This is a genomic window from Longispora sp. NPDC051575 (genome assembly GCF_040681875.1).
Taxonomy (GTDB): domain Bacteria; phylum Actinomycetota; class Actinomycetes; order Mycobacteriales; family Micromonosporaceae; genus Longispora.
In genome coordinates, this window is the sequence record NZ_JBFAZP010000002.1 from 494917 (window position 1) to 521603 (window position 26687).

The following is a 26687-nucleotide window of genomic DNA, read 5'->3' on the forward strand; positions in this document are numbered from 1 at the left end:
TACCCGCCATGACCTCAGCCGATACCCGGCCTCCGCGCACCTCCCGCCGCCGCACCCTGGTCCGGGCGCTCGGCGCCACCGCCCTCGGGCTCGCGGTCACCGCGACCGGCGGCTACCTGTGGCTGGACCAGACGTCCGACGTCCGCGACACCGGCGTCACCGAGTGCGTGACCGTCACCACCGACGGCGGCACCGACGCCGACCTGCGCGGGGTGTGCTCCACCCTGAGCGCCATGACCGCCGCATGGGACCGCAACGACGCCGACGCGTTCGGCGCGGTCTTCACCGCCAACGCCACGTACACGACCTTCATCGGAACCCACTACCGGGGCCGCGAGGACCTGACTGCGGCACACCGCGCCCTGTTCGGCGGCTTCCTGAAGGGCTCCAAGCTCGCCGACTCCTACCTCGGGATGCGCTTCTACGCCACCGACGTGGCCGTCGTGACAACCCGCGGCGACCGGTACGACGGCGACCGTCCCGTCGAGCTGTCCAAGACCCAGACCTACACGCTGGTCCGCGAACCCGACGGGCAGTGGCGGATCGCCAGCTTCCACAACACCCAGCGCCAGCCGGTGATGGAACGGATCTCCTACCTCTTCGACCCGCAGACCAGACCCCGAGCGGAACGCTGAGGGTACTGGCAACCGACCACCGGAAGGAATCCACCATGGACACCGCCGAGATCCGTACTCTCCTCGCGCGCAGCCAGGACGCCTGGAACAGTGGCGACGGGGCCGCCTACGGGGCCTGCTTCACCGCCGACGCCACCGACGTGACCTACGCCGGCACCGTCTACCACGGCGGCGAGGAGATCGGCCGGGCCCACCAGACGCTGTTCGACAGCTTCCTCAAGGGCACCCGGCTCACCGTCGACATCCTCGAGATCCGGCACTACGGCGCCGACACGGCCGTCGTCGTGACCCGCGGCGAATCCGCCAAGGGCCAGCCGAGGAAGCTCGGCAAGCTCGCGACCTACACGGTCGTCCGGGACACCGACGGCCGGTGGCGGATCGCGGCCGTGCAGAAGACGCAGCACAAGCCGCTGATGGAGGCGGTGTCCTTCAGGTTCCAGCCCGGCACCCGACCGGCCGCGCGCTGACGCGTACCCGTCGAGGTCTGGTCCTGGATTGTGTGGGTCGCGGGTCCCGGTGACGATCCGGGCGCTCCAGTCTTATGAGGACCGGCTGAGTCCCAGCGCTCCCCCGCGGTCGAGTCCCCCACAGCGGATGGCGACGTACCCCCGGCAGGATTCGAACCTGCGACCTTCCGGCTCGGAACCGGATGCTCTCCTCCGCTGAGCTACGAGGGTGTGGTGCGCGCCCCTGGTGCCGACCCAGGTCTGCCCGAAGGCGGCGGGGTTACAGCCCGCTGGACGTGCCGCCGTCCAGGACGCGCTCAGGGTGTCCACGGGGAGTCGAACCCACGTCCGCCGGAGTCACAGACCGGCGTGCTTCCCTTACACCACGGACACCATGGCGTGCCGGGCCCGGAGTCCGGTCCCGGCGACGTACCCGCGGAGGGTGTCGAACCCCCGGCCCCCTCGTTGTAAGCGAGGTGCTCTTCCGTTGAGCTACGCGGGCGTGCCTTGCGCGGAGGAGGTGGGATTCGAACCCACGACGCGCGCGAACGCGTCCGCCCTTTCCAGGGGCGGTTCCGAAGCCGGGCCGGCTCCTCCAGGGTCGTGCCCGTGTTCCTGTCCGGCCACTACGCCCAGCGCCCCGCAGGGCCGTGCTCCAGCCCGGAATCGAACCGGGGACCACCGCCATGTCGGGACGGCGCTCTACCAGCTGAGCTACCGGAGCGGGTACCCGCCGAGGGCGGGACATGGTTGCAGGGGCCGGATTCGAACCGACGACCTCGGGTTTATGAGACCCGCGAGCACTCCGAGCTGCTCCACCCTGCTGGTGCCGCCCGTAGGAATCGAACCCACGCAGTCCGGAGTAGAAGTCCGGAGCCCGGCCATCGGGCGCGAGCGGCAATGGTCCCCCGGGCGGGATTCGAACCCGCACACCTCGGCTTAGAAGGCCGCCGCTCGGTCCGTCGAGCTGCCAGGGGAGAACGTGGGCCGCCAGGGACTCGAACCCCGCTCTCCGGAGTAAGAGTCCGGAGCATGACCATCCATGCTCGCGGCCCGCGAGCGGAAGCTGAAGGAGTCGAACCCTCGGGACCCCACGGCCCCGGCCCGGCTTTCGAGACCGGTCGCCCACCGCTGGGCGCCAACTTCCCACAACGCACCCCGACCAGGAATCGAACCTGGGCCTCCGGCTTCGTAGACCGGCGCTCCGTCCGCTGAGCTATCAGGGCATGGGTCCCGCCTCCAGGAGTCGAACCTGGCAGAGCCGCTTCATCAGAGCGGTGCCGTCACCAGCTGGCTCAGGCGGGATGGTGGTGTCTTGCGTGGACCGACTCGGTGTCGAACCGAGGGGGCGCTCCTTGCAAGGGAGCACTGCGCACCGGCGCCCAGCCCATTCTTTCCTGCGTACCCGACCGGGGACTCGAACCCCGCACCTCTCGGACCTGAACCGAGCGCCTCTTCCACTGGGCCAGTCGGGCGGAGCCAGCGTCCGGAATCGAACCGGAGCCTCCCATGTACGAGATGGGTGCGCGGCCTTCGTGCTGCGCTGGCGTTCTTACCGTTCCTACCAGCGACGAGCCGGATCCCTCATAGCCTAATGAGCATGAGGTTGACTCCCTACTCTATCGTTGGAGTATGGCAAGACCTCGAACCTGGAGCGACGAGCAACTGGCACACGCTCTGGCGGGAGCAGCCTCCTGGACAGAGGCCACCCGTCGGCTCGGGTTGAACCCGTACGGAAAGACCATCGCCCGCCTCAGAGGCCATGCTCTGCGCTTGAATCTCGATGTTTCTCATCTGAAGAGCAGAGTAGGAGCCGTTCCCATCACGTCGCCGCAGCCGGGATCTCCTCTGGACATCGAGGAGCAGGTGCTACGACAGGCGATCCAGGAATCCAGGACCTGGCCCGAGGTGCAGGGAAAGCTAGGGCTCTCTCAACACCACCGGCCACAGAGGAGGACCCAGGAGGCTGCCGAAAGGTTCGGGATCGACACCTCCGGAATATTTCGTCAGGACTGGAACGGCGCTCCGGTTCAGGCGCTCCCGGTGCCGTTCTTTCGACCTCCGGCTCCAGAGAACCTGTCCAAGGCGGGCGCGGCAATGGCGACCACGTGGTTCATGGAACGCGGATACATGGTCTCTGTTCCGTTGGAGCCCGCCAGGTACGACCTGATCGCAGAATCTGACGAAGGCCTCAAGAGGATCCAGGTCAAGACCACGCGAGCCCACACCGTGGGAATCGGCAGGACGGTATACGGAACCGGGACAAGCCCCTCTACCGGGAGATACGGCAGAGGAGTCTACGCGCCAGGGGAGATCGACCTCTTCTTCATCTACACCTGGGACCGCAGGAGCTATCTGATCCCACTGGAAGCCGTGCAGGGTCAGATGACTCTCAACCTGCAGAAGTACGAGAGCTACCGGCTGTCCCACCTAGACGAACGAGTCCAAGCCCCGCCGCCAGCCCGGCAGCGGAAGTCACGTGCTCGGCGCCAGCCGGGCAGCATGCCCGGATAGCTCGGGTGGTCAGAGCCGACAGCTCGACTCCCGCCCGAGGGCCGCGCCCGGCGGCTGGCCGGGTGTCGGGCTGGCTCCTGCGGAAGGATTCGAACCCCCACTTCCCGGTTCAGAGCCGGGCGTCGCTACCTGGTTAGACGACGCAGGAAAGACACCCGGCGGGCGTGATGGTCCCGCCGGGTGCCCAGCGCGCGATGAGCGAGCCCCACCCGGCGCCTGAGGCGTCCCGGGCGGGATCATCCGCGCTTCGGAGGGAGCCCGGTCGGACCCGGAGTTCTCCCTGGAGTTGGCGCCGCCCCGGGCCGGGGCGGATCCGTAGAGCTGCTGCCGGGATTCGAACCCGGGTCTCCGCGTTGGCAACGCGGCACACTCCCCCTGTGCTACAGCGGCATGAGCCTTCGGTCGGAGTCGAACCGGCCCGGGCCGTCATACCAGGACGGCCGCCACCCGGTGGCGAAGGCGTCGCGTGCCCCGGGCGGGACTCGAACCCGCAGAACCCGGGTTTGAGCCGGGTGCCTCTGCCGATTGGGCCACCGGGGCGGGCCGCCGGCGACCCGCTCGCGCGGAGCTCCGGCGTCGGTAGCCGATCCGGGACTCGAACCCGGTCCTCCGCTGTGAGAGAGCGGTGACGCTACCCATGGTCGAATCGGCCTGGTACCTCGTGCGTGGACCCGTCGGGATTCGAACCCGAAACCACCCGCCAGCCAGACGGGAGCGCCACCAGTTGCGCCACAGGCCCTGGAGTGGTGGAGTACCCCCCGGCGCTCCACCACCTCGTCTGGGACCACGGAGTCGAACCGCGTGTCTCCCGCTTCCAAAGCGGGCGGATTTCCGTCTTCCTCGTCCCAGAAATGATGCCCGCACACTGTCGAAAATTACTGTTCCACGGCGTGCGGGACTTTCCGGCGCACGCAATGCGCGCCGGTTATTCATGCCATCCGCTGTGGAATTCTCAAGAAACAATTCGCCGTGGGGTACGGCAATAGCACGGGCGGCAGGAATCGAACCTGCGACCGCCAGTTTTGGAGGCTGGTGCTCTACCGATTGAGCTACACCCGTCCGCTGGAACGCGGAGGTGGAGAAAGAGAAAACCGCCCGGTCCTGGTGGACGGGCGGTGGCGGTAGCACTGGATGCGCTACGCCTGCCACCTGCCCGTTTCCAGGTACGGCTTCGGGTGGAGGTGCCCGAGGGGTCGGTTGGACATGTGCGTGACGGCCTTGCCGGTGTGCACGGCGGCATTGCCCGCGTGCATGGCGACCGCGCCCACTCGCACGGTAATACCGCCGCGTAGTGCGGAGTACTGCCAGTTGGTGGTGGCCTGCAACATTGTCTTCCCCTCCTTCGGTTCTTGTCTCTCTCAGTGCTGTGACAACCATAGGTCACGCCCGTGGGCGTCGCAATGCTTTTCCGCGCCGCGCTTCCGGTGACGTCCTTCACGCGAGGTTTCGGCACCGAATGCGTTGGCACGGAAAGGATCTGTCGCGCCCGAACTCCGCCGGCGGCCGGAGACGCGGAACCGCCGCCCGGCGGCTGGCCGGGCGGCGGTCTTCGTGGTGCGGGGGGTTAGTCCGTGCCGGACTCCATGGCGGCGGCGTCGAGCAGTTCGTCGTTGTCGCCGGCCCGGCCCCGGGAGGCGATCGCCCGTGCGCCGCCCTCCGGCATCGCGCCGATCAGCCCGGTCGACGCCGGCTCGGCGGCGCCGATCAGGGCCGGGTGCGGCTGGCCGCCGACCATGCCGAGCCGGGCGTACTGCTCCAGCTTGGCGCGGGAGTCGGCGATGTCGAGGTTGCGCATGGTGAGCTGGCCGATCCGGTCCAGCGGGCCGAACGCGGAGTCCTCGGTGCGTTCCATCGACAGCTTGTCCGGGTGGTAGCTGAAGGCGGGGCCGGTGGTGTCGATGATCGAGTAGTCGTCGCCGCGCCGGAGCCGGAGGGTCACCTCGCCGGTGATGGCGGAGCCGACCCAGCGCTGGAGGGACTCGCGGAGCATGAGGGCCTGGGGGTCGAGCCAGCGGCCCTCGTACATCAGGCGGCCGAGGCGGCGGCCCTCGTTGTGGTACGCGGCGACGGTGTCCTCGTTGTGGATGGCGTTGACGAGCCGCTCGTAGGCCGCGTAGAGGAGGGCCATGCCGGGGGCCTCGTAGATGCCGCGGCTCTTGGCCTCGATCACCCGGTTCTCGATCTGGTCGCACATGCCGAGCCCGTGCCGGCCGCCGATCGCGTTGGCCTCCAGGACCAGGTCCACGGCGGTGGCGAACTCCTTGCCGTTGATGGCGACGGGCCGGCCCTGCACGAAGCTGACCGTCACGTCCTCGGTGGCGATCTCGACGGCCGGGTCCCAGAACCGGACGCCCATGATGGGCTCGACGAGTTCGATGCCGACGTCGAGCTGTTCGAGGGACTTGGCCTCGTGGGTGGCGCCCCAGATGTTGGCGTCGGTGGAGTAGGCCTTCTCGGTGCTGTGCCGGTAGGGCAGGTCGCGGGCGAGCAGCCACTCCGACATCTCGGTCCGGCCGCCGAGCTCGGTGACGAAGTCGGCGTCCAGCCACGGCTTGTAGATCCGCAGGGACGGGTTGGCCAGCAGCCCGTACCGGTAGAAGCGCTCGATGTCGTTGCCCTTGTAGGTGGAGCCGTCGCCCCAGATCTGCACGCCGTCCTCGAGCATGGCGCGGACCAGCAGGGTGCCGGTCACGGCCCGGCCGAGCGGGGTGGTGTTGAAGTACGTCCGGCCGCCGGAGCGGATGTGGAACGCCCCGCAGGCCAGCGCCGCGAGGCCCTCCTCGACGAGCGCGGCCCGGCAGTCGACGAGCCGGGCGATCTCCGCGCCGTAGGCCTCGGCGCGGCCGGAGATGGTGTCCATGTCCGGCTCGTCGTACTGGCCGATGTCGGCGGTGTAGGTGCAGGGGATCGCGCCCTTCTCGCGCATCCACGCGACGGCGACGGAGGTGTCGAGACCCCCGGAGAAGGCGATTCCGACACGTTCACCAACAGGCAGAGACCCCAGCACCTTAGACATGGTAGAAGTATGCATCATGCTGCATGACCATGCAAATTCGCCCGATCGATGGGTACTTTCATCCCTATTCTTCCCCATCGGGGCCGCGTTTGCCGGGCACCCGGTCAGCCGATGGTGACCACCCGCGCCCAGTCCGGTGGCGTGTCCGGCACGTAGTCCGGGTCCCACTCCCGGACGTTCCCGTGCCGCTGGAACAGCCCCACCACGGTGCGGCACGCAGGCCGCCGGTCCGGCCAGGGCGTCTGCCCGTCGGTCAGCACCACGACCACGTCGGGGCGGGGGTTGGCGCGCAGCGCGGCGGCGAACCCCTCCCGCAGGTCCGTGCCGCCACCACCCAGCAACGTGATGCCCTCGGCACGGCACAGCGGTTCCGCGACATTGCTGGCGGCGTCGCACGACACCACGCTGACCAGGTCGCGCCGGCCGCCCACGCTCCGGGAGATCGCCGCGACCTCCAGGAGCGCGCTGCCCAGTTCGGCGTCGCTCACCGAACGGGACGTGTCGATGACCACGCAGACCCGGGGCGGCCGGCGGCGCAGGCTCGGCAGGACGACCCCGGGCAGGCCGGCGGCCCGGCGCGCGGGCCTGCCGTAGGTGTAGTCCTCCCCCACGCCCGCCCCGGTGGCCGCCGAGCGGACGGCGGCGCCGAGCAGGTCCCGCCACGGCTGCGGCGGATGGAACGCCTGCTCCGCCCACCGCCGCCACCCCCGCGGGACGCTGCCCGGGTGGCCGATCACGCCCTGGGCCACCCGGAAGCGGACCGCGTCGCGTTCCTGCGCGCTGAGGCCGTGCGCGCCGTCGGGGCCCAGGTCCCAGTCGCGCTCGCCCCCGTCGGCGCCGCTGCCGCAGTCCAGCCAGGCCAGGTGCGCGGTGACCGCGCCGAGCCGGAACTGGCGCAGGTAGTCCTCCATCAGTTCGCCCGCGGCCAGCCGGAGGTCCAGCGGCTGGACGGCGCCCTCGGGGCGGGGCAGCCCGTCGCCGTACACGTCGTCGTTGATCTCGCAGTCCGCGGCGATGTTCATCCGCAGCCGTTCACCGGGCCCGGTCAACCCGTGCTCCAGAGCGAACCGGTCCCCGCGCCCGTGGTGGTCGCGGAGCAGGTGCGACACCTCGTGCACCCACACCCCGGCCAGTTCCTCCACCGGGGTGCGGTCCACGAACCCCGGTGACACGTAGCAGCGCCAGTGCCGGTCCACGGCCATCGTCGGCACCCGGCGGGACTCGACCACCTTCAGGGCGAAGAGCGCGGTCGCCAGGTACGGCCGGACCCGGGTGGCGTACAGCCGCGCGGCGTAGAGCTTCTCGCGGTCCAGCGTCGTCACCGGCCCGCCCCGACCTTGTACCGCGCGTCGGCGTGGTCCGCCAGCCGGGTCAGGGACACCGCGCCCGCTAGCCGTTCGATCGACGCCGGGAGTTCCCAGTCGTCGAGCCGCAACGAGGCGAGCGTGGCGGCCGGTACGACCACCAGGTCCGGGGCCCCGGTCTCCAGCGCCAGCACGAGCACGGTCCACGCCGCGTCCCACCGGGACCGTTCGGGTCGGCGGCGCACCGCCTCGACCACGCCGTCGAGGACCGCCTGGCGCAGGTCGCCCCGCTCGGGCAGCACCGCCGACGCCGGGTCCGCCAGCAGGTCCTCGGGGTCCGGGAGGTCCAGGCGGTCCAGGCTGGCCAGCAGTTCCAGCCCCGGACCGTCCCCGACCACGCCCCGGACCAGCATCGACAGCACCTCCCTGCCCACCCCCGCCGCGGTGGCGAACGCGGTGAGGCGCAGCGCCATCTCCCAACTGCGGGGCGAGGGCCAGGGTCCGCCCCGGCGGGCCTCGCTGCCCGGCAACTGGTGCACGAGCGCCGGGCGCGCGGCCAGGATCCCGCACACCGCCCGCCGCGCGAACGCCACCGCACCGGTCAGCCGCCCGGGGTCGAGGGTGGGCAGCACCGCCCGGGGCCAGACGCCGCCGAGCCCGCGCACGACGACCTCCTGATCACAGACCCATTGCAGGTGTACGAACCGGTTGGCCAGCGGCGCGCTCAGCTCCCAGCCGTCGGCGGCCGAGGAGCGCGGGTTGGCGGCGGCCACGATCCGCACGCCCGGCGGCAGGGTCAGGGCGCCGATCCGGCGTTCGAGCACCAGGCGCAGCAAGGCGGCCTGCACGGCGGGCGGGGCGGTGGACAGCTCGTCCAGGAAGAGCAGCCCCCGGCCGGCCCGCACCAGGCGCACCGCCCAGTCCGGCGGGGCCATGGGGACGCCCTGCACGGCGGGGTCGTCGCCGACCACCGGCAGTCCGGAGAAGTCGGACGGCTCGTGCACGCTGGCGATGACCGTGGTCAGCGGGAGGTCGAGTACCTCGGCGAGCTGGGTGAGGGCCGCGGTCTTGCCGATGCCGGGCTCGCCCCACAGCAGTACCGGCAGGTCGGCGGCCACGGCGAGGGTCAGCGCCTCCAGTTGGGTGTCGGGGCGCAGTTCGGTGGTGGTGTCCCGGAGGAGGGCGAGGAGGGCGGCGGCGGTGTCCATCGGGCGGGCGGGGTGCGTGGCCTTCGAGGAGCGGGGATCCGGCGCGGCGGACACGACCGTCAGCCTGCGGGGCTCGGCGGTGGAGGGCGCGGTCTGCGACGGGTGGGAATCGGCCGGGCCGGACGCGGACCGAAGCGAATCGGAAGCCGCCGGGCCGGACGCGGACCGCGGTGAGTGGGAATCGGCCGAGGTTGGTGCGGACCGAAGCGGGTGGGAATCGGTCCGGGTCGGTGCGGACCGTGGCGGGTGGGTCTCGGCCCGGGTGGGTGCGTCAGTGGTGGGCGGGGTGGAAACAGACATGTGTGATCACCTTGGAGGTCGGGGCCGCACGGCGGCGGAGGGCAGGGTCGTGGTCGCCACGTCCGATGGCGGGGTGGCGGGGTGGCGCGGGCGCTGGGGTCAGCGGGTTGAGGTGCGGCGCTTCCTCAGCCGCGGCGTGCGGCGTAGCTCGGGGGCGATCCGGGGTGGTCCGGCGGCGAGCCCGGCCCGGTAGAGCGCGTGGGTGGCCTGTCGTCGCGCCGCCAGGTCGAGTTCGTCGCGCAGGGCGCCGTCGCGGAGTACCGCCTCGGGGCCCAGCAGGTTCTCGAGCACGGCGAGCGCCCCCGTGGCGTCGCCGTGGTCCAGACGGGCGCGGATGTCCGGGAGACACTCCGGGTGCCGGTTCACCGCGTCGATGGCGCGCAGGCACGGCACCGGCGGGCCGCCCAGCGCGACCAGGAGCTCCTCGCGGTGCAGCTCGGCCCGATCGTGGTCGAGCGGGACGAGCGCGCCGTCGACGAAGCCGATCCGGTGCCGGGCTCCGCGACACTCGACGACGCGCGGACCGGTGGGAGCCGCAGCCCGCCCCGGACCGGCCGGACGGGAGCCCGGCACGAGTGCCGCCGCGACCAGGGGGTGCAGGAGGTCGGCTCCGATCAGTCCGGCGCGCAGCAGCGCCAGGTCGGGCGGCACCCAGGTCGCCGCGTCCGGCAGTACCGGCCAGGATGTGGTCTGGCCCCTGGCCGGGGCGGCCGTGATCCGTGGCGGGTGCGTGTCGTCCACGTGCAGAAGGAGCCGCTGATGGTGGGAGAGGCGCACGGCGACCGTGCCGGTGTCTCGGCCCTGCGAGCGCAGCAGGATCGTCGCCTCGTCCGCCCAGCGGTGCACGGCACAGCCTGTCCCCGCTGGGACCAGGCCTGCGGACAGCGGGCCCGCGGAGTCCGTGCCCACAGACCCGAGGCCTGCGGAGTCCGGGCCCGCAGGGTCACAGCCTGCGGAGTCCAGGCCCGCAGGGTCACAGCCTGCGATGCCAAGGCCTGCGGGGTCACCGCGCGCGGGATCAAAGCCCGCGGGGTCAAGGGCGCCGGAAGGTCGCACGCCGGACCGGGCCCGGAACTCGCCCGCCCGGTGCGCGTCCCACAGGTGGCGGTGCAGGTCGAGCCGGTACCGGCGGTCGGGGTGGGGATGCGGGTGCAGGCCGGCACCGGCGGTGGGCCGGGAGGCGTCCCAGAGGGCGAGGCTGACGCGCTGCCCCGCGTCGGCCCAGGCCGGAGGCGTCCGCACTACGAGGTGCACCGCGCCGTCCGGCGGGTAGCGGGTGAGGGACACGGTCAGGCCCGGGCGCAGCAGTCCGTCGGGGGTGATCCTCGGCAGGTGCCAGCGCAGCAGGTCGGGGGCCAGCAGGCGGAGATCGGCGCGCACCAGGTCGGCGAACTCCCGGCCGTACGCCCGGGTGGTGGCCGGCAGGTCCACATCGACGTCGACGCGGGCGGCCGTACACGCGCCGGCCCAGTCGCCCGCGGTGCGGCGGGCGGTCGCGGATTCGATCATCGACGGCGGGACGGCGAACTCGCGCACGCGCCGCCAGTACTGGAGTCGGGACTCCCCGTACACGGTCAAGGTGTGCATCAGCACTCACCTTGCGCGGACGGGACCCCCGATCTGTTCGAGAAGATGCTCATCGCCGGGAGCGTACAGCATCCCGCCCGGCGGCATCAGCCCCGTCGCCCGGCCTGGTCGGTACGGCGCGCATCGCCCGCGCGTAGACGTCGCGGAGTTCCGGGCGGGTCTCGGTGTCCGCGAGGTAGACGATGAGATGTCGCGCGTGCCGGTATCGCGCGTCCGCCGCGTGGAGGAATCCCGGGTCGTCGCTCGCGGCCATCTTCCGGGGCAGATAGCCGGCGAGGAACACCGCCCTGACGAACGCGAACGCGCGGTACACCTGCCACAGGTCGTCGTCGCCGAACGGGTGCGGCTCTCCGACGAGCGCCAGTTCGTCCAGGTAGGCGCGGCACAGACCGAGTCGCTGCTCACGCGTCCCGTCCTCCGGCGGAAGCAGGGCGTGGTCCTCGATGAGCTGCACGGCCTCGTACAGCAGCGGGTGGCGCGGGTGATCCTCGAAGTCCAGGGCCGTCACCCCGCCGCTCGGGGTGACCAGCCAGTTCTCGGCGTGGCCGTCCCTGCCGGGCATGGCGATCGGCACCGGGGGCGCGTGCAGGGTCCACGCGGACGCCAGGCCGGTCGGGTCGCCGATACCGGCGCGCGCGCCGAACCGCTCCACGACCCTCGCGACCTGCCCGAGCGCCCGGCCGTCATGATCCGCCGACCCGCCGCCCTGCGAGCAGTGGATCCGTGCCAGGAAGCGGAGCGCGCGTTCCGACGCCTCGAACAGGGCCGGGCCACGGCGGCGAGCGGCGGTCAACTCGGCCAGACTGCGACCGAGCGCCCGGCGGGTCACGTAGGCGCTGTTCACCGTCACGCCGTCCAGGATCGTCGTGGGGATGTCGACCGCGTCGATCACCACCGGCACCTGCATCCAGTGCGGTGCGCCCGAGGAACGCAGGTAGTGATCGAGCGACGTTGTCCGCGCGGCCTCGGCCGTCGCGAGTGCCCGGGAGGTCGGCTTGATCACCAGCGACACGGACAGGAGCCGGTGCGGGTCGTTCAGCACGAACGTCTGGGACCTGCCGCCGAGTACATGTTGCTGGAACTGTCGGTTGCGCGCGGCGCGGGTCGCCACCTCGGCGCGCAGTGTGGTCGGTTCGGGCTCGAGGAACATCCGGGTCAGCTGGTCGTCGAGCGCGGGTTCGGCCGAGGCGATCGCGGAGATCTCGCCCAGCCCGGCCACATCGCGCAGGTCGAGCAGTTGCACCATCGGCCACGGCCAGGCCCGGTCGGTGGCAGTGGCCTGCCAGGCGAACCCGACGGCGGCCACGAAGTCCGCGGGGTCGTGCCGGAGCTCCCATAGCGCCCGGTGACTCGCCGCACTCACGCTCCAGTTCTCCCGGCTGGCTACGCCGGGCAGGCCGGCCGCCCGCGCTCTCGCCTTGTGCGCCAGCGCGATCTGGAACGACGCGGGAGAGTTCGTCTCGCGTCCGTGGCGGTAGTGCGCGTCACCGAGCAGACCGAACATCGCCTCGGAATCGTTGCCCGCAGCCACCGAACGCTCCAACCACGTGATCGACCCGGCCAGGTCACTCGATGCGCGGGTGAACGTATGCAGGCGGAGAAAGGCCTCCCCGAGGTAGCTCGCGGTTTCCCGCACCGGCAAAACGTACTGGCTCTCGGCCTCGGCCTCGGCGTCCAGGTCACTGTCGCCCGTCACCCTCGCCGTCGGGCGCGGGACGTCGGCGGCGGAGTTCACCTGTGGCACATCCTCGCGATCCCACAACCGGGTCAGGCAGTCGATGCACTCGGCGAGCAACCGTTGCGATCCGGGCGGATCCATGTGGCGCAGCGACTTCGCGTAGTGGAGTGCCGCCAGGCCCAGCGCCCACCACAGCTCCGACGACGGTTCCCCGTCGGGCGGTCTCGCGCTCCGAAAGGCGGTGTACGCCCCGCGCAGCCAAGCGAGCCTGGTGCCGGTCGCGTCCGCCTGGTCCTGGGCCCCTTCGTCCGGCACCTGCGTCAACAGCGCGCTTCCGAGATGCGCGCACAGCCGGCCGATCCGTTCCTGCAGCCAGCGGGCGATCGCGTCGTCGGAGGCGTGGTCGACCGCGTACCGTAGCCGGTCCACGACGGCCGCGATCCGGTCGCGGTCAGCAGCGGACTGGTCACCGGCGTAGACGAGCCGTACGGCAGCGCCGACCATAGGCCACATCATCACGCGAATGTCCGGCGGAAGCGCCGACAGGCCGTCAAGGTGGACCCGGAGCGCGACCGCGTCCACCTCCGTCCCGGTCCGGAGCATGACGCCCAGCGCGAGCCCGTGACGCATCGCCGCGAGGCCCGCGCACAACTCCGCCGACACCTGTTCCGGCTCAGCCAGACAATAGAGATGGCCCTCGGTGGCGAGTGCCAACGCCTCGTCGAGCTGTCGATCGCGGCGCAGCTCACGGGCCCGTTGCAGCAACGCCGCCGGCAGGGCCGAGCCTCGCATCTTCGCGCCCGGTGTGCCGCAGTACCGCAGGGCAGCGATCGCCTCGTCGAGAATCCCCACCTGAGGTCGGCCGAGAAGTCGATGGACCCAGGCGATCCGTAGACGGGCGACACCGCGCTTCGCCCCGACCAGGCCGTCCGACAGGTCACCGCCCGCAGGGAACAGCAGCGCCTCGGTGTAGAGGTCCACCGCCGCGGCGTAGCGGGCCAGGGCGTCAGTGGCGAACGTCAGGGCTACCGCGCCGACCAGGATTCGTTCGGATTCGCTGTCGGTCACCGCGTCGGCAACCAGCGTCGCTCCGAGGGCCACTCCCTGCGACGTGCGCAGGTCCCCGAGGGACGCGAACCATTCGCGCCCCTTGGCACCGTGGCTCAGTGCTGCGGCGACGACCGCCTCGGCCTCCTCCGAGACGTCGTACCCCAGGTCCAGAAGGCGCTTCAGTGCTTCGATCCGGTAGCTGAAATGCCTGTCGGACCTGTCCCCGAACTCAAAAGCCTTGGCAAAGTCGGCGACGGCGCGGAGGAGGAGCGGGACGGGCTCGTCACTCTTACGCGCGAGCACCAGTCCCCCGACCGCGCGCTGTCCGCGCCAGATCCTGGCTCGCCGATCTACCACCCGGCCCGCCTGTGGCTCGATGACGTCCCAGGCAGCGAAGGACTCGGCCAGACAGTTCCTGACCAGTTCGTCACTGCCTCCAGAGCCCAGCAGCGTCCGATGCTGGTCGTAACACGACCCGGCCAACCTGATGTTGATCTCGAGCCACGTGCCAGGCCAGTTCAATCCATCCGGCAGGTGGGCGGCGGCACGTCTTGGCGAGTGCGTCGCCGCGTGATGGACAGCGACCACGGTGACAAGATCACACTCTGCGTCAAAGCGCTTCTTGTCGAGCAGGGACTTCCATACCGCGCCCAGCACCAGCGGAGCGCTGGTCCGGTCGAAGAGACCGGCGAAGGAGGCGGGCGCTAGGCGGGCAGCCGCCCGATCGACGAGATCAACGGTCAGGTCCACGCCGATCGTGGCGAGCCGGTCACGGATCTCGTCAAGATAGTCCGCCATACTCACCGCACCGCCGGGTACCCGTCAGCGCAGCGCCGGTTGGTCGTCATGGGTCCGTCTGTCTCCGATCAGGAAGGCCGACTGCGGCGACACAATGAAGTGCCCGTGCCGGCCGCTGCGGGTGTCGGCGGCGTTGACCGCGATGACCTGGGTCTCTGCCTTCGCTCGGCCGAGCTTGAGCAGTCTGTCGATCAGCTTGAGCGCCTCAGCGTTCTCCTTCCGGATCTCATACACCTCGAAGTACCGCATCACTTTGTAGTGCTCGCCGCGGGCCGGTCGCGGCCTCTCGAACACGGACCGCACCAGGTCGAAGTTCAGCCGGTCGACCAACGCGATCAATTCCGGGTGACCGACCTCGGCCAGTTCCTCTCGCAACTCCCGCCGCAGGCACTCTGCCGCCGTCTCCCGCCCCTTGCCGGAGACGAACCAGCGCATGAACCCCAGACATCGCCCCGCACCGAGGTAGCCCCGCAGATCGTGCGCCATCTCCGCCTGTCGGCCATCGACGCGCTGGTCCAGAAACCCGAGACGGTCAAGATCAGACTGTGCCTGGGAACCGTACTTGAACACCCCGCCGGGCGGCCCGTAGGTCTGTGGGCGAAACGGCGAGTGGAACAGGACATAGCAGTCGTCATCCTTGATCCGCAACAGCGCCGCTACGGACACTCGAACGGTGCCGAACCGCCAGATCGTCGTGCGCAGCAGCCCCCAGAAGCCTCGGTGCCGCCATACGACCGAGACTATTGCCAGCACAACCGCGACGATCAGACCCGACAGGATCCCACTCCACATTCGGCATAGTCCTTCCTTAGCTCGACCAACGGTGCGCCCCTGTCATTCTGAACAGTTGATGGACAGAACGGCACCCACGAACATGCGCATTGTCGTGGAGGAACGGCGGATGCGGACCGCTGGTCGAACGACACGCTCCGCTGTGGCCGATCCACACCAGACTCACGCCGCCGGTCACGGCTGGTTGGTGGTCAAGGCCAGAGGGCCGGGCCGGGAGCCGATGGCGAGTACCCCCCTTGTCCGGGGTTATAACCGCGAGTCGCCAATCGGGCAGTGTCCAGTTCGGAGCAGAGGTCGCCGCTACGCTCCATGGGTTCCGTTCCGGCCCAGCGGGCCAGCGTGTCAGCCCGCGCCACCGTCAGGAGCCCCCGCGATGTCTCCGGCATTCCCGGCCCGACTCTTCCGGACCGCCCTCGCCGCGGTCGCCCTCGCCCTCGTGTTCACCGCGGCACCCGCGAGCGCGGCACCGGCCACCTCCACCGGTGACGACGGGGTGGCGAAAGCCTCCGTCACCCTCGACAACACGACCCCCGGCCCCGGCGAGGTGGTGTCGTTCACGTTCCAGAGCACGTTCAACCAGCCCGTCTCCTACGCCGCCGACGCGGTGATCGCGTCGACGGAGCTGTCGCCGTACCTGACGCTGGAGAGCTGCCCGGGCGCCACCAGTTGCTCGTTCGACGCGTTCGCCATGTACGCGGTCGTCAGCGGGGCCGGCACCGCCACGATCCGGGTCCGGGTCGCGCCCGGCACCCCGCTCGGCACGACCTTCACCTTCACCCCGGCGGTGCAGTACTACACGTCCGCCGGCCACGAGCTGCTCCTCACCCCGACGATCACGCTCACGGTCCGGCCGTCCGCCGCGGACGTCGGCGTCCGGCTCGCCGCGACGTCCGCGGGCCTGCTGACCAACCGGATCGACTACACCGCGACGGTCGGCAACGCCGGACCGCAGCCGCTGGCCGAGGGCAAGCTGGTAACGACGCTGTCCACCGTGGCCACCTCGGTGAGCTCCCCGGACGGGTGCAGCCTCGACGCCGGCCGGCGGTCGGTGTCCTGCCCGCTGGGGGCCCTGCCCGTGTCCGGTTCGGCGAACCGGCGGTTCAGCGTGACGTACCCGACGCTGACCGTGGGTCTGACCCTGAACGCGACGGCGGTCCGGGCGTTCAGCAGCCCCGGCGACCCGAATCCGGCCAACGACTCCGCGGTGGCCCGGTGCGTCGTGGTGACGCCGCTGCTCATCCTCTGCTGAGGCCCCACCTCCGCACGACACCCGCCCCGCAGGCCCACACGGCCTGCGGGGCGGTTCGTGTCGGCGCCGCGTCGGAATCCCGCCCCGCATCGGACGGCGGCCCCGGAAGCGGGCGAACCGCCACAGGAGCACCTCCCGCCCCGCCTCCGCAGGAGGATCGGAAGTGGCGTCGCGGTTGGTCCCGCCCCGCCTCCGCGCAGGAGGATCCCGCGCCCGGTCGGAAAGGTGTAGGTTGACCCACCCGGGCGCGGGGTGCCGGGCGTGTAGGGAGGCAGGAGGTGGACGTGGGTCCGGAGGAGTCGTTCCGCGAGTACGTGTCCGGCCGGCTGGCCGCCTGGTCCCGGGTGGCGTTCCTGCTCACCGGGGACCACCACCACGCCGAGGACCTCGTGCAGGTCACGCTCGTGCGGGTCGCCCGGCACTGGGAACGGGTCGTCGCGCGCGGCGAACCCGACGCGTACGTGCGCCGGGTGCTCTACAGCCAGCACGTGTCGCTGTGGCGCCGCCGGTGGCGCGACGTCGACCTGCGCGCCGAACCACCGGAGCGGACCCAGGCCGACAGCGCCCCGGACATCGAGGCCGCCCTCATGGTCCGCGCGGCGCTCGGCCGGCTGGCCCGGCGGCAGCGCGCGGTCCTGGTGCTGCGGTACTTCGAGGACCTGACCGAGGTGGCCGCCGCCGAGGCGCTGGGCTGCTCGGTGTCGACGGTGAAGAGCACGACCCGCGACGCGCTGGCCCGGTTGCGCATCATGGCCCCCGAGCTGGCCGAACTGGTGGGGACGATCAACGGCGGGAGGCACGACGGATGAGTACCCGACTGCGGGAGCTGCTGCGCGCCGCCGGCGACACGATGCCCCCCGCCCGGCTGCCCGGGGACCTGTGGCAGCGGGGGCGGCGGCGGCGGACCCGGCAACGGGTGGCCGTGGGCCTCGCGCTCCTGCTCGTGGCGGTGGCGGCGGCCGTGCCGTGGGGGGTGCGGAGCCCGCGAGCGCCGCTGGGGGCCGCGGGGGCGGCGGTACCCGGAAAGGTCTTTGTGCCCTGGATGTGGCAGGCGACCGTGCGGCAGGCCCCCGCCGGCCCCGCTTCGGTGGTTTTCAGCGGCGACGGCAGCCTCGGACTCAGCGGCGACAAGCTGATCGATGACGAGGGCAAACTCGTGGTCGTGGGGCGGGACGGCTCCTACCGGACCCTGCTCGACGGCTCGCCCGCCACAGCCGGGGAGAGCGCCCAGGTGTCCCCCGACGGCCGGTACGTCGCCCAGGGCTATCTGGAGGGCGACCCCGGCCTGAACATCGTCGACCTCGTCACCGGCACGGTACGCCGGCTCGCGGGCCCCGACGGCGCGGACTGCTGCGTGGAGTCCGTCGGCTGGTCCCGCGACGGCCGGTGGCTGCTCGGCCTCGCCCACCACCGGATGGCCGACCACCTGGACGCCAAGGGCAACGGGATCTCGCGGGCGACCCTGGTGCTGTTCGAGGTGGCGACGGGGGCGGCGACGCCGCTGGTGGAGTACCCGGACCTGGCGCGGGTGCGGCGGGCGTCGGTGGCGGCGTTCTCCCCCGACAGCCAGCGGATCGCCGTCACCGTCGGCACGGAACTCCGGATGCTGGACCGCTCCGGGAACACGCTGTGGACCAGGGACCTGGGGGCGCGCCGGCACCTGGTCGGTCCCGGTGCGTTCACGCCGGACGGGGCGCGGGTCGGCACGGCGACCCTGGAGGGGTGTCTGCTGCCGTGCGGTGCCGCCGAGCTCGGGGCGCGGCGGTGGACGTTCGGGTACCTGGACGGTGCGACCGGTGCGGACACCGTCGGGCCTTCGCTGCCTGCGGTCACCGGGGTGGCGGTGCGCGGACTGGGGTGGCGGCACGGGACGGATCTGGTGGCCGTGGTGCTGCGGGCCGGGGATGACGTGGCGACGTATCCCGACAGTCCGCCCGACTCCGATTTCTACACGGCCGGGCACGCTCGGTTGGTGGCGTTGTCCGGCGGGGGGGCCGAGACGTTGCTCGATCCGCCGGCGGGGGTGAAGGCGGTCGATGTGCCGCTCGATCTGGTGGAGGCGGGGCGGTTCGGGGGGCCCGCCGTGCCGCCGGAGCCGTTTCCGGTGCGGGGACGGTTCGTGGTGCTCGGGGCTGGGCTGGTGATGGGGCTGGTGTTCGTGGTCGGGGTGGTGGTGGCGTTCGGGATTCCCCGGCGGCGGGGACGGCGGTGAGGCGGTTCGTTCCGCCCGCGCCGGGGCGGCCCGCTCAGAGGACGGAGACGACCGTGTGCTCCGCCAGGATCGCGGTGAGCGGGGCCGGAATCCTGAAGACCGCGTTCGGGGTACCGGCCGCCGCCCACACCTCCGGAAACTCCAGCAGATCCTGGTCCACGAGGATCGTCAGCGGCTCCTTGTGGCCCAGTGGCGGGACGCCACCGATCGAGTAGCCGGTCACGCGCTTGACGTAGTCCGCGTCGGCCTTGCCGATCTCCGTGCCCAGCAGGGTGGCGATGGTCTGCTCGTTGACGCGGTTCGGGCCGCTGGCCAGGACCATGACCGGGTCGTCGGTCGGCGTGCGGAACACCAGCGACTTGACGATCTGGGCCTTTTCGCAGCCCAGGGCGCGGGCGGCGTCGTCGGCGGTGCGGGTGGAGTCGGGAAGCTCCAGGACTGTCAGGTCCAGACCACGTTCCCCAAGCAGCTCCTGAAACTTCTGTGCCCGCTTACTGATGGTCATGCGGAGGTGCTCCCCGTTGTGTGACGGATGGTCCGGCGTCCTGTGCTGTCTCCTGCGGCCTTCATGAAATCACGGTTTGGGGCCGAGGCGCGGGACCCGCGCCTCGGCCCACCCCGAAGCGTTTCCATTCGACCCATAGCACCACCTCGCGGCTCAAACTTAGGGGCCGTAGACCTAACTTCGATAGCACGAATGGGTGGCCTTCTGCAAATCGGAAGGCCACCCATATGCGCAACCTTAGTACCCGGAATATATCCGATCGCGACGGTCGCGATCACGCAGCACATTGGAGACGAATAGTCCGAAGTCCCAATCCTCCGGATCCCCGAGAGCCGTTGCCTCATCCCTTCCCTGGCTAGAGGATTCGTATTCCAGGCGCACTGCATCGGCGCTTGCCCCAGAGAGAATCAGAGTTGAAATCCGGTCTGCCGAATGCCACCCGGCCGACAGGTCATCAAGGCACCACGACTCGCCGCCGACTCGGAGCCACAGGCTGGCCCCCCATCGATAGAGCACCCAGTAGGCCCCTCCAACTCTAGCGAAGTGGCCTTTCAGCGCCCGGAGCTCTCCGCCCGTTGACGTACGTTCACAAAGCTGCAGTTCTCCTGTCTCGGGATCAAAGTCGCCAACTTCGACGAAACGATCGTGGGATTCAACATAGATCACAGCCCAAGATCCTTTCCACCCGTCCGCGTTGAGCTTTCAATAATGTCATCCCAACTCTTTCCCCGACCGCGTAGCCAATCGATTGTTGGGCCGAGTTTGTCGCCGTACTTGTCAATGTTTCGCGCATAGATCTTGTCCAGCATATCCGTAGGCGTGAGATCCTTGTACTTAACACCCAATGCTCTTCGCTCGGCGTGCAGAATCGTAGCTACTTCTTGACTCGGGGAGCCGTTTGCAAACAAGGTGTCCCGCAAGGTTCCGAGCCCATTCACTTCCGAAACATACTTTTCGCGAAGGGTCGGCCCTGTTCCACAGTTGTGCACCAGCACCGGAGTACTACCCGCAACGATGTAGTACGTGTGGATGTCGGCGACTGTGAGGTCGCGCATCACCGCCGCGCCGAGGCGGTTGTCCACAGCGACGACCCGCATCGTCCCGCCGGTCAGGCCGAGCAGTTGGTCGCCGGGGCGCAGGCTTCCCGCGTCGACCCACTTCCCGTCGCCGACCACCCAGAACGGATGGTGCTGCGTCGTCTTCACCGTGGACGTCACTCCAGCGGCGTCGACAACCGTGAGGTCGGACAGGTCGATGTCGTCGTTGCGATGCAAAGCGGTCACCGTTTTGGTGGTCGTCTCCCCCGTCTCCGGGTCCGTGGACACGACCTCCTCTCCGGTCTCCACGTCCTCGATCCGTTTGGTGGAGCCGTCGGCCATCACGACCTGCGTGTTCGGGTCGAAGCTGTGGTCGCACTTTTCCGGACCGGACTCGGGGTCCTTCTTTGGCGGGGGTTCCTGGGCCTTCTTCTGGGCCGAGGCCGCCTCAGCCGCGCGCCGCTCGTCAGCCGCAGCCTTCGACACCGCCCGCTGGGCCTTCTGTTCCTCCTTGCCGGCCTTGACGACGTCCTCCGCCGCCTTGTTGCCGACGTAGTCCGGGATCTTCCCGGCGATGTTGTCGACCTTCTTCACGATCCACCGGGCGAGCTTGGACCCCTTGAACGCCCACTTGGCGGGCGGGATCGCGCTCAGGGCCATCCACGCACCGGCCTCGGCGGCCTTGCCGTACTCGCCCTCGACCAGGTAGCCGAGTCCCTCGGCGGCGTCGCACGCCCCGCCGATGTAGGGGGTCATCGAGCAGGCTTCCTGGAGTGCCGCCTGGCCCTCCTCGAACTCCTCCTTGTAGGTGTTGTGGGTGCCGGCGGGCCAGCAGAGCCCCTGGCCCTGCATGTCGCAGCTGTCGCTGATCGCCTGGGCGTGCAGTCCGCTGGCGTCCGACTTGACCATCGGGGAGTTGTCGCCGTAGGCGTACCCGTTGATCTGTTGCGGGTTGGTGGCCTCGAAGACCGGGTCGACGGAGACGAACCGGCCCAGGTTCGGGTCGTACTCGCGGGCACCCAGGTGGGTCAGGCCGCCGGCGTCCTGGTCGCCGCCGAGGAAGCCGCGCTTGTTGACCCAGGTGACGGCGGCGCCGCGGGACGTGCCGTACGGGGTCTGCCGGCGGGTCGTGACGGTCTGGGCCGCGTTCGTCGACACGGACACCTGGCTGGTGCCCTGGTAGTCGTTGAACAGCCAGGTCAGGCCGGCGCTCGTCCGGGAGGCGATGAGGGCGCCCGCGTGCTCGTAGTACCGGGTGGTGCTGACCGAGCCGGTCGCGGCGGTGTAGCGCACCTCGGTGCCGCCGAGGTACAACGTGGCGTCGTTGTTGGCCTCGTGCTTGATCAGGCGGCTGCCGTCGGCGTCGTAGACGTAGCTGTCGGCCCGGCCGTCGACCTTGTTGACGTGGCCCTCGATGTCCCAGCCGAGGGTCTGCTGGGCGGCCCCGTTGGGGCGCTTGGTGGTGTTGCCGAGGGCGTCGTACTCGTAGTTGGCCACCCGGGTGCCGTTGGTGTCGGTGGTGGACGCCGTCCGCAGGGTGTGCGGCTGGCTGGCGCCGTCGGCCGGGTAGCCGTAGGTGGTGGTCGCCACGCCGGCGGCCGTCTTGTGGTCGGTCTGGCTCTGCCGGTTGCCGTTGGGCAGGTACGCCCAGCTCTGCCAGTAGGACGCCGGGTGGGTGGCCAGTGCGGCCAGGGTCGGGTCGGGCGCGCAGTCTCCGTTCTGCGGGGTCCACGCCTTGGTGAGCCGCTGGAGGTCGTCGTAGCGGAAACACTGGGTGTCGGCCTGACCGCCGGAGGGTACGTCGGCGATGCGCTGCACCTTGCCGGCGTTGTCGTAGGTGTACTGCCGGTTGGTCACCTCGCGTGCCACGACGTCGCGGAGCACGAGTGTGCCGGTCAGCCGGCGGGTGCCCTCCTCGTAGGTCTGCTGCTGCTGCACCCGGGGGGCACTCGACAGCGCGCTGGTCTTCTGCACCCGCACGGCCGGCTCGCCGAACGAGGTGTAGGTGCTGTCCATGACGTAGCCGCTCTCGCTGGAGTACAGCGCGAGGGGCTGGCCGTGGACGTCGTAGGTGTGGTTGAGGAGCTCCGATCCCATGTCGCCGGCCTCGGGCAGTTCCGTGGTCGCGGGGCTGCCGTCGGCGTTGTAGGTGAACTTGGTGGTGTACGTGCCGGTCAGGCCCGGCTCGGTCGGGATCACGACGCTGGAGCTGGTCGGCCGGTACCCGTCGTCGACCGTGTCGATCCGCTTGACGTAGGCCTTGCCGTTCAGCCAGCGGGTCGAGGAGCTCCGCGCGCCCTTGACGACGCTGCCGTTGGCGAACTTCGCCTGGTCGTAGCCGTACTCGGTCCGGATCGGCCGGTTGGGCAGGGACTCGTCGCGGACGAATGTCGGGCGGCCCTGGGTGTCGTACTCGTAGGACAGCACCCGTTGCAGGGCGTCCTTCCGGGTGAGCAGCTGCCCAGCCTCGTTGTAGGTGGAGCTGGTCGTGCCGGTGTCCGGGTCGGTGCTGGAGGTCAGCCGACCGCGGGCGTCGTAGGTGTACAGCCACTTGTTCTGGCCGGTCGGGTCGGTGACCGTCGCGAGCTGCCCACTGCGGTGGTAGGTGTACTTGAGGGTCTCCGCGCCCGTCGCCCGGAGGTAGCGGAGCTCGGTGACCCGGCCCTCCACGTCCGTCAGGGAGGAGGTGGGGACGCCGCCGTTCGGCGGGGTGACGTCGGTGCGGTCACCGGCGTCGTAGGTGGTGGTCTGCCACTTGGTCTGGCCGAGGGCCTTGTAGACCGAGGCGGTGGAGCGGCCCGCGCCGTCGTAGACGGTCACGTGCTGGCCGGGTACCGCGTTGTCCGCAGTCGCGTAGAGCTGCTCGCCGGGCGACCCCGACATCACGTACGCGGCGTTGCTGCGGCTCGGTCGGCCGACGGAGTCGTAGTACTGGTCGGTGACCAGGCGGCCCGCGGTACCCCCCGTGGTGATCTTCTGGGTCTGGCGTTCGCGGAACAGCGCGTCGTAGAGGGTGTAGGTGGTGTTCTGGCCGCCGTTCGGGGTGAGCGACTTGCTGATCACCACACTCGGCTTGTCATTGTTGATCTTGTACTCGTAGGCGGCGTCCGGCGTGGACCCGGTGCTGCGGCCCGCCATCCAGACCCCGGTCACCTGACCGAACTGGTTGTACGCCTGCTGGGTCTTGCGCCCGTTGGCGTCGGTGCTGGACTTCGTCGCGCCCCAGGCCGGGTTGATCTCCTCCGAGGTGGTGGTGTTCGCCGCGTGGTCGGTCCGGGTGACCTGCGTGACCGGGCCGTTCGCGGCGTGGGTGTAGGCGATGGTGGTCCGGACGCCGAGCGCGTCGACCGTCTCCTTGACCCGGCCGCGCTCGTCGTACTGGCTGGTGGCGAGGGTCGCGCGGCTCGTGGTGCCGCCGGACCAGGACTTCAGCCCCTTGATCAGGGTCGGGTTGCCGACGGTCGGGGCGGTGCCCGGGGCCTGGCCGTCGTAGCCGAACTCGGTGTCGCCGAGGATGTCCTCCTCCACGGTCGGCGCGGTACCGCACGGCAGCGCGTGGGCGACCGTCCGGGACACCACGCCGCGCAGACCGAGCGCAGCGTTGTCGACGTAGTAGTTGGTGTTGCAGTTCTTCGCGCCGGTCGCGGTGACCACGCCGGCCGCGTCGACCTGGGAGGCCTGCTGCTCGGCCTTGCTGACCAGCCCGTAGCCGACGTCGTGCCAGGTGGTGCTGTCGACCTTGCGCCAGCCCCGGTTGTTGTCCAGGACGGTGCGCAGGTGGCTGCCCTGCGAGCCGACGAACTGCGCGGTGACCGTGGTCCCGTTCAGCGTCCGGGTCGCGGTGGGCGCCGACTTCCACGGGTCGGTCACCACGGCGGTGACGACGGAGCCGTCGGTCGTGTTGTAGGCGAGCTGTTCGCGGACCATGCCGGCGTACGGCGCCTCGTCGTCGATGCCGTCGACCTGCACGTTGCGGGTACCCGACGGCAGCTTGTCGCCGTGCATGCCCCGGAAGTACCGGGAACCGGACAGGGTCTGCTCGGCGCCGGTGCCGGCCCGGGTCTTGACCTCGCCGTAGCCGCGCCACTGGGACCAGGTCTTCTTGTCCGGGTCGATCAGGCCGTCGTCGTCGGTGTAGTGCCAGGCCGGGGCGCCGACGTACTCGTACTCGGTGGTCAGCTGACCGCCGGCCGCGGTGGTGTCGTCGGTGGTCACCCGGTCGACGACGTACTTGTGGAAGTAGTCGGTGATGTCGTCGGTGTGGCCCTGGGGCCGCCACTTCACCGGGTAGCAGCGCAGGTTGTTCGTCTCCGGCGCGCCGGGCATCCGGCTGCCGAGCGTGCAGTCCTCGGGCTTGAACCAGACGACGGTCTCCGCGCCGCTCTCGGACTTGATCTTGTACATCCGGTACCACTTGATCGGCGGCAGCCGGTCGTCGTCGCCCCGGTCGACCCGGTTGTCGAGGGCCTGGCCGGTGAGGACGACCTCCGGCAGGTCCTTCGCCGTGCCGACCTCACCGGTGTGGGTGATCCCGGAGAGCCAGAGCGCGCCGGTCATCTTCGGGTCCGCGTCGGGATCCGGGTAGGTGTGCCGCAGCGTCCACGAGTCGACCTTCTGGTAGGCGGTGCCCGTCCAGTACTGGGTGCGGACCTTGGCCAGCCGCTGGGTGGTCCAGAACGTCGGGCTGTACCGGCCGGCGCAGTTCGTACCCGCGCAGTGCTGGTCCTTCGGGGTGTCGACCCAGCTGGCGTTGTCGCCGCAGTTCGTGTCGCACCGGTCGGCGATGTCGAAGTGCACCTGCGCCGCGGCGGTACCGTACTCGCCGCCGAGCCGGGTGCCGTAGTCGATCCGGCGCAGGGAGCCGCCCCGGACGTACTGGGTGGCGGCGGTGGCCGTCATGTTGCGGGCGTAGTAGTTGGTCTCCTTGTCGTACCAGTAGGTCATGGTGTTGCCGTAGATGTCGACGACGTGGTCGAGGTTCCACTTCCACGCCTGCTGGCACCAGCCCGCGCCGGTGTGGCAGGGCTCGTCGGAGTGGTTGCCGTAGACCGGGACGGTCCACGTGGAGTTCGTGTCGTTCTTGTCGGAGGTCCAGCCGGGCAGCCGGTTGCGGCCGAAGAAGTACTGGGTGCCGTCGGTCGTGGTGGCCTTCCAGTACTCGGTGTCGTTGTCGCCGTTGTTGTTGGCCTCGCCCGTGACCCGCTCGACCTTCGTGCCGTCGTCGGACTTCATGTGCCAGCCGGTCTGCGCGTCGTAGATCAGCTCGGCGGCACGACCGCCCAGCGACATGACGGCGTTGTCGGTCGCCCAGCACAGGTCGCCGGTCTTCGTCTGGTTCGCGGCGGGCAGGCTCCCCTTCGGGTCCATGTCGTCCGCGCAGCCCTTGTACCGACGCTCGATCGAGCCCGGCGCGTAGTCGAACCCGGCCCCCACCCAGGAGGGCTGGTTGTTGGTGGCGGCGTTCTTGCCGTCCACGGCCTGTGCCGAGTAGCCGAGGCTCACCGACGGCTGCGGTCCGGCACCCGTCGGCGGGGTGCGCATCGCGTACGACCAGGTGAAGTCGCCCGAGGAGCCCCCGGCGTTCCAGGTCGCCGACGGCGACAGCTTGCTCGCCGCGTAGCTGCCCGCCCCGCCCGACGCGCCCGCGGTGAGCGAGAGCAGTCGGGGCGCGGACGTGGCGGCCAGGTCCGTGGTGACCTTGGACCCGTTGTTCGCCGACGGCAGCGGCGTGCCCCCGCACTCGGCGTTGTCCGGGGTGGACAGCGCGCAGTCGGGGACCTCCTTGAGGGTCAGCCGGCTCGACCAGTCGCCGCCGTAGAGGTCCCGGAAGGCCGAGTAGTCGATCCCGACCCGGGCCGCGCCGGACTGGCCGGTCACCCTCAGCAGCAGCTCACCGGGGCGCCGGTTCTTCCCGTCGACGAGTTCGACCGTGACCTTGCCCTCGGGCGCGCGCAGTGCCGCGCGGCCGACCAGCGGCTCGACGGTGACCGGCAGGCCCTGGGCCCGGACCGGCACCGGTGCGGCCATCGCCGCGCCCGCGCCCTGCCGGACCGAGTCGGAGAGGTCGACGGTGGCCTTGCCCTTGCCGGGTACCGCGACCGCCGGGTGGGCGAGGCGGCGCCGCTCCCGCTCGGTGTCCTCCCCCATCGGGTCGGACTTCGCCCTGACCGGTGGCACAGCCTTGCCGGGCACCACCCGTTCCTGCTGCGGCTTGAGATGGACGAGGGGGGCGGCCAGCGCCGGGGCGGCGCCCGCCAGGGACGCCAGCAGCGCCCCGGTCAGGCCGGCCACGACGAGCGGGCCGGATCTGGACAGCGTTCTACTTCGCACAGAACCTCCAGGGGGGTGAGAGGGCG

The 26687-nt window shown here is 70.6% G+C and carries 15 protein-coding genes and 20 tRNA genes; 6 read left to right on the plus strand and 29 right to left on the minus strand.

The annotated features are described in order from the left end of the window. Positions 1-8: 8 nt before the first annotated feature. Positions 9-635: an SgcJ/EcaC family oxidoreductase gene (locus AB0M43_RS05925; RefSeq protein ID WP_363721564.1), complete on the plus strand. Its 627-nt coding sequence runs from the start codon at positions 9-11 to the stop codon at positions 633-635. Between the two features lie 35 nt (positions 636-670). Further along, on the plus strand, positions 671-1102 hold the full coding sequence (locus AB0M43_RS05930) for an SgcJ/EcaC family oxidoreductase (RefSeq protein WP_363721566.1): 432 nt from the start codon (positions 671-673) through the stop codon (positions 1100-1102). Positions 1103-1238: 136 nt separating this feature from the next. Here AB0M43_RS05930 and AB0M43_RS05935 read toward each other — a convergent pair. The 13 genes from AB0M43_RS05935 to AB0M43_RS05995 form a co-directional block, all read right to left on the minus strand. Beyond that, positions 1239-1312 (minus strand) — tRNA-Arg (locus AB0M43_RS05935). An 89-nt stretch (positions 1313-1401) separates the two neighbouring features. Next, positions 1402-1475: transfer RNA gene (locus tag AB0M43_RS05940), tRNA-His, on the minus strand. 36 nt (positions 1476-1511) lie between these two features. Further along, positions 1512-1583: transfer RNA gene (locus AB0M43_RS05945), tRNA-Val, on the minus strand. Positions 1584-1593: 10 nt separating this feature from the next. Continuing rightward, positions 1594-1678: transfer RNA gene (locus tag AB0M43_RS05950), tRNA-Ser, on the minus strand. Between the two features lie 54 nt (positions 1679-1732). Next, a tRNA-Val gene (locus AB0M43_RS05955) sits at positions 1733-1805 on the minus strand. Between the two features lie 23 nt (positions 1806-1828). Beyond that, positions 1829-1906: transfer RNA gene (locus AB0M43_RS05960), tRNA-Met, on the minus strand. Then, a tRNA-Arg gene (locus AB0M43_RS05965) sits at positions 1906-1980 on the minus strand. The genes AB0M43_RS05960 and AB0M43_RS05965 overlap by 1 nt, the downstream gene beginning before the upstream one ends. A 2-nt stretch (positions 1981-1982) precedes the next feature. Beyond that, positions 1983-2058 (minus strand) — tRNA-Arg (locus AB0M43_RS05970). A 6-nt stretch (positions 2059-2064) separates the two neighbouring features. Further along, positions 2065-2136: transfer RNA gene (locus tag AB0M43_RS05975), tRNA-Lys, on the minus strand. 5 nt (positions 2137-2141) lie between these two features. Then, positions 2142-2228: transfer RNA gene (locus AB0M43_RS05980), tRNA-Ser, on the minus strand. A gap of 7 nt (positions 2229-2235) precedes the next feature. After that, positions 2236-2307 (minus strand) — tRNA-Arg (locus AB0M43_RS05985). A gap of 5 nt (positions 2308-2312) precedes the next feature. Continuing rightward, a tRNA-Ile gene (locus AB0M43_RS05990) sits at positions 2313-2385 on the minus strand. Between the two features lie 98 nt (positions 2386-2483). Next, positions 2484-2556: transfer RNA gene (locus AB0M43_RS05995), tRNA-Leu, on the minus strand. 157 nt (positions 2557-2713) lie between these two features. Between AB0M43_RS05995 and AB0M43_RS06000 the strand changes: the two genes are divergently transcribed. Continuing rightward, positions 2714-3595 carry a group I intron-associated PD-(D/E)XK endonuclease gene (locus AB0M43_RS06000; protein WP_363721568.1) on the plus strand — a complete coding sequence of 294 codons (882 nt, stop codon included), beginning with the start codon at positions 2714-2716 and terminating at the stop codon, positions 3593-3595. 71 nt (positions 3596-3666) lie between these two features. Here AB0M43_RS06000 and AB0M43_RS06005 read toward each other — a convergent pair. From AB0M43_RS06005 to AB0M43_RS06070, 14 genes are all read right to left on the minus strand, one after another. Beyond that, positions 3667-3743: transfer RNA gene (locus AB0M43_RS06005), tRNA-Gln, on the minus strand. A gap of 171 nt (positions 3744-3914) precedes the next feature. Beyond that, positions 3915-3985, minus strand: a tRNA-Gly gene (locus tag AB0M43_RS06010). 77 nt (positions 3986-4062) lie between these two features. Next, a tRNA-Leu gene (locus tag AB0M43_RS06015) sits at positions 4063-4135 on the minus strand. A gap of 40 nt (positions 4136-4175) precedes the next feature. Beyond that, positions 4176-4247: transfer RNA gene (locus AB0M43_RS06020), tRNA-Glu, on the minus strand. A gap of 14 nt (positions 4248-4261) precedes the next feature. Then, positions 4262-4334: transfer RNA gene (locus AB0M43_RS06025), tRNA-Ala, on the minus strand. Between the two features lie 38 nt (positions 4335-4372). Further along, a tRNA-Pro gene (locus AB0M43_RS06030) sits at positions 4373-4444 on the minus strand. 137 nt (positions 4445-4581) lie between these two features. Beyond that, a tRNA-Trp gene (locus tag AB0M43_RS06035) sits at positions 4582-4654 on the minus strand. 77 nt (positions 4655-4731) lie between these two features. Beyond that, entirely contained in the window at positions 4732-4923 is a 192-nt protein-coding gene (locus AB0M43_RS06040) for a hypothetical protein (RefSeq protein WP_363721570.1), read from the minus strand. Positions 4924-5159: 236 nt separating this feature from the next. Further along, positions 5160-6611 (minus strand): argininosuccinate synthase, encoded by a 1452-nt coding sequence (gene argG, locus AB0M43_RS06045; RefSeq protein ID WP_363721572.1) that lies wholly within the window; start codon positions 6609-6611, stop codon positions 5160-5162. Positions 6612-6715: 104 nt separating this feature from the next. Beyond that, positions 6716-7933 (minus strand): VWA-like domain-containing protein, encoded by a 1218-nt coding sequence (locus tag AB0M43_RS06050; RefSeq protein WP_363721573.1) that lies wholly within the window; start codon positions 7931-7933, stop codon positions 6716-6718. After that, positions 7930-9123 (minus strand): MoxR family ATPase, encoded by a 1194-nt coding sequence (locus AB0M43_RS06055; protein ID WP_363722065.1) that lies wholly within the window; start codon positions 9121-9123, stop codon positions 7930-7932. Before AB0M43_RS06055 ends, AB0M43_RS06050 begins: the two co-directional genes overlap by 4 nt. 399 nt (positions 9124-9522) lie before the next feature. Continuing rightward, the gene (locus tag AB0M43_RS06060) at positions 9523-11010 is read right to left on the minus strand and encodes a hypothetical protein (RefSeq protein WP_363721575.1); all 1488 of its coding nucleotides are present in this window, start codon (positions 11008-11010) and stop codon (positions 9523-9525) included. A gap of 49 nt (positions 11011-11059) precedes the next feature. Then, a complete protein-coding gene (locus AB0M43_RS06065; RefSeq protein ID WP_363721577.1) occupies positions 11060-14536 on the minus strand; it encodes a hypothetical protein in 3477 nt (1158 codons plus the stop codon). Between the two features lie 24 nt (positions 14537-14560). Then, a complete protein-coding gene (locus AB0M43_RS06070; RefSeq protein WP_363721579.1) occupies positions 14561-15328 on the minus strand; it encodes a hypothetical protein in 768 nt (255 codons plus the stop codon). Between the two features lie 373 nt (positions 15329-15701). Between AB0M43_RS06070 and AB0M43_RS06075 the strand changes: the two genes are divergently transcribed. From AB0M43_RS06075 to AB0M43_RS06085, 3 genes are all read left to right on the plus strand, one after another. Beyond that, positions 15702-16577 (plus strand): hypothetical protein, encoded by an 876-nt coding sequence (locus AB0M43_RS06075; RefSeq protein WP_363721581.1) that lies wholly within the window; start codon positions 15702-15704, stop codon positions 16575-16577. Positions 16578-16855: 278 nt separating this feature from the next. Continuing rightward, complete coding sequence (locus tag AB0M43_RS06080; RefSeq protein ID WP_363721583.1) at positions 16856-17386, plus strand: SigE family RNA polymerase sigma factor; 531 nt, start codon at positions 16856-16858, stop codon at positions 17384-17386. Continuing rightward, positions 17383-18789 (plus strand): hypothetical protein, encoded by a 1407-nt coding sequence (locus tag AB0M43_RS06085; RefSeq protein WP_363721585.1) that lies wholly within the window; start codon positions 17383-17385, stop codon positions 18787-18789. Before AB0M43_RS06080 ends, AB0M43_RS06085 begins: the two co-directional genes overlap by 4 nt. A gap of 34 nt (positions 18790-18823) precedes the next feature. Here AB0M43_RS06085 and AB0M43_RS06090 read toward each other — a convergent pair whose 3' ends face one another. Further along, the gene (locus AB0M43_RS06090) at positions 18824-19294 is read right to left on the minus strand and encodes a YbaK/EbsC family protein (protein WP_363721587.1); all 471 of its coding nucleotides are present in this window, start codon (positions 19292-19294) and stop codon (positions 18824-18826) included. 662 nt (positions 19295-19956) lie between these two features. After that, positions 19957-26661: a polymorphic toxin-type HINT domain-containing protein gene (locus AB0M43_RS06095; RefSeq protein ID WP_363721589.1), complete on the minus strand. Its 6705-nt coding sequence runs from the start codon at positions 26659-26661 to the stop codon at positions 19957-19959. Positions 26662-26687: the final 26 nt, after the last annotated feature.

What these genes read in the sequence shown, in the direction of transcription:
- AB0M43_RS05925 (WP_363721564.1), top strand. Translation starts at nt 9, where the DNA reads ATGACCTCAGCCGATACCCGGCCTCCGCGCACCTCCCGCCGCCGCACC.
- AB0M43_RS05930 (WP_363721566.1), top strand. Translation starts at nt 671, where the DNA reads ATGGACACCGCCGAGATCCGTACTCTCCTCGCGCGCAGCCAGGACGCC.
- AB0M43_RS06000 (WP_363721568.1), top strand. Translation starts at nt 2,714, where the DNA reads ATGGCAAGACCTCGAACCTGGAGCGACGAGCAACTGGCACACGCTCTG.
- AB0M43_RS06040 (WP_363721570.1), bottom strand. Translation starts at nt 4,923, where the DNA reads ATGTTGCAGGCCACCACCAACTGGCAGTACTCCGCACTACGCGGCGGT.
- argG (WP_363721572.1), bottom strand. Translation starts at nt 6,611, where the DNA reads ATGTCTAAGGTGCTGGGGTCTCTGCCTGTTGGTGAACGTGTCGGAATC.
- AB0M43_RS06055 (WP_363722065.1), bottom strand. Translation starts at nt 9,123, where the DNA reads ATGGACACCGCCGCCGCCCTCCTCGCCCTCCTCCGGGACACCACCACC.
- AB0M43_RS06060 (WP_363721575.1), bottom strand. Translation starts at nt 11,010, where the DNA reads ATGCACACCTTGACCGTGTACGGGGAGTCCCGACTCCAGTACTGGCGG.
- AB0M43_RS06065 (WP_363721577.1), bottom strand. Translation starts at nt 14,536, where the DNA reads ATGGCGGACTATCTTGACGAGATCCGTGACCGGCTCGCCACGATCGGC.
- AB0M43_RS06070 (WP_363721579.1), bottom strand. Translation starts at nt 15,328, where the DNA reads ATGTGGAGTGGGATCCTGTCGGGTCTGATCGTCGCGGTTGTGCTGGCA.
- AB0M43_RS06075 (WP_363721581.1), top strand. Translation starts at nt 15,702, where the DNA reads ATGTCTCCGGCATTCCCGGCCCGACTCTTCCGGACCGCCCTCGCCGCG.
- AB0M43_RS06085 (WP_363721585.1), top strand. Translation starts at nt 17,383, where the DNA reads ATGAGTACCCGACTGCGGGAGCTGCTGCGCGCCGCCGGCGACACGATG.
- AB0M43_RS06090 (WP_363721587.1), bottom strand. Translation starts at nt 19,294, where the DNA reads ATGACCATCAGTAAGCGGGCACAGAAGTTTCAGGAGCTGCTTGGGGAA.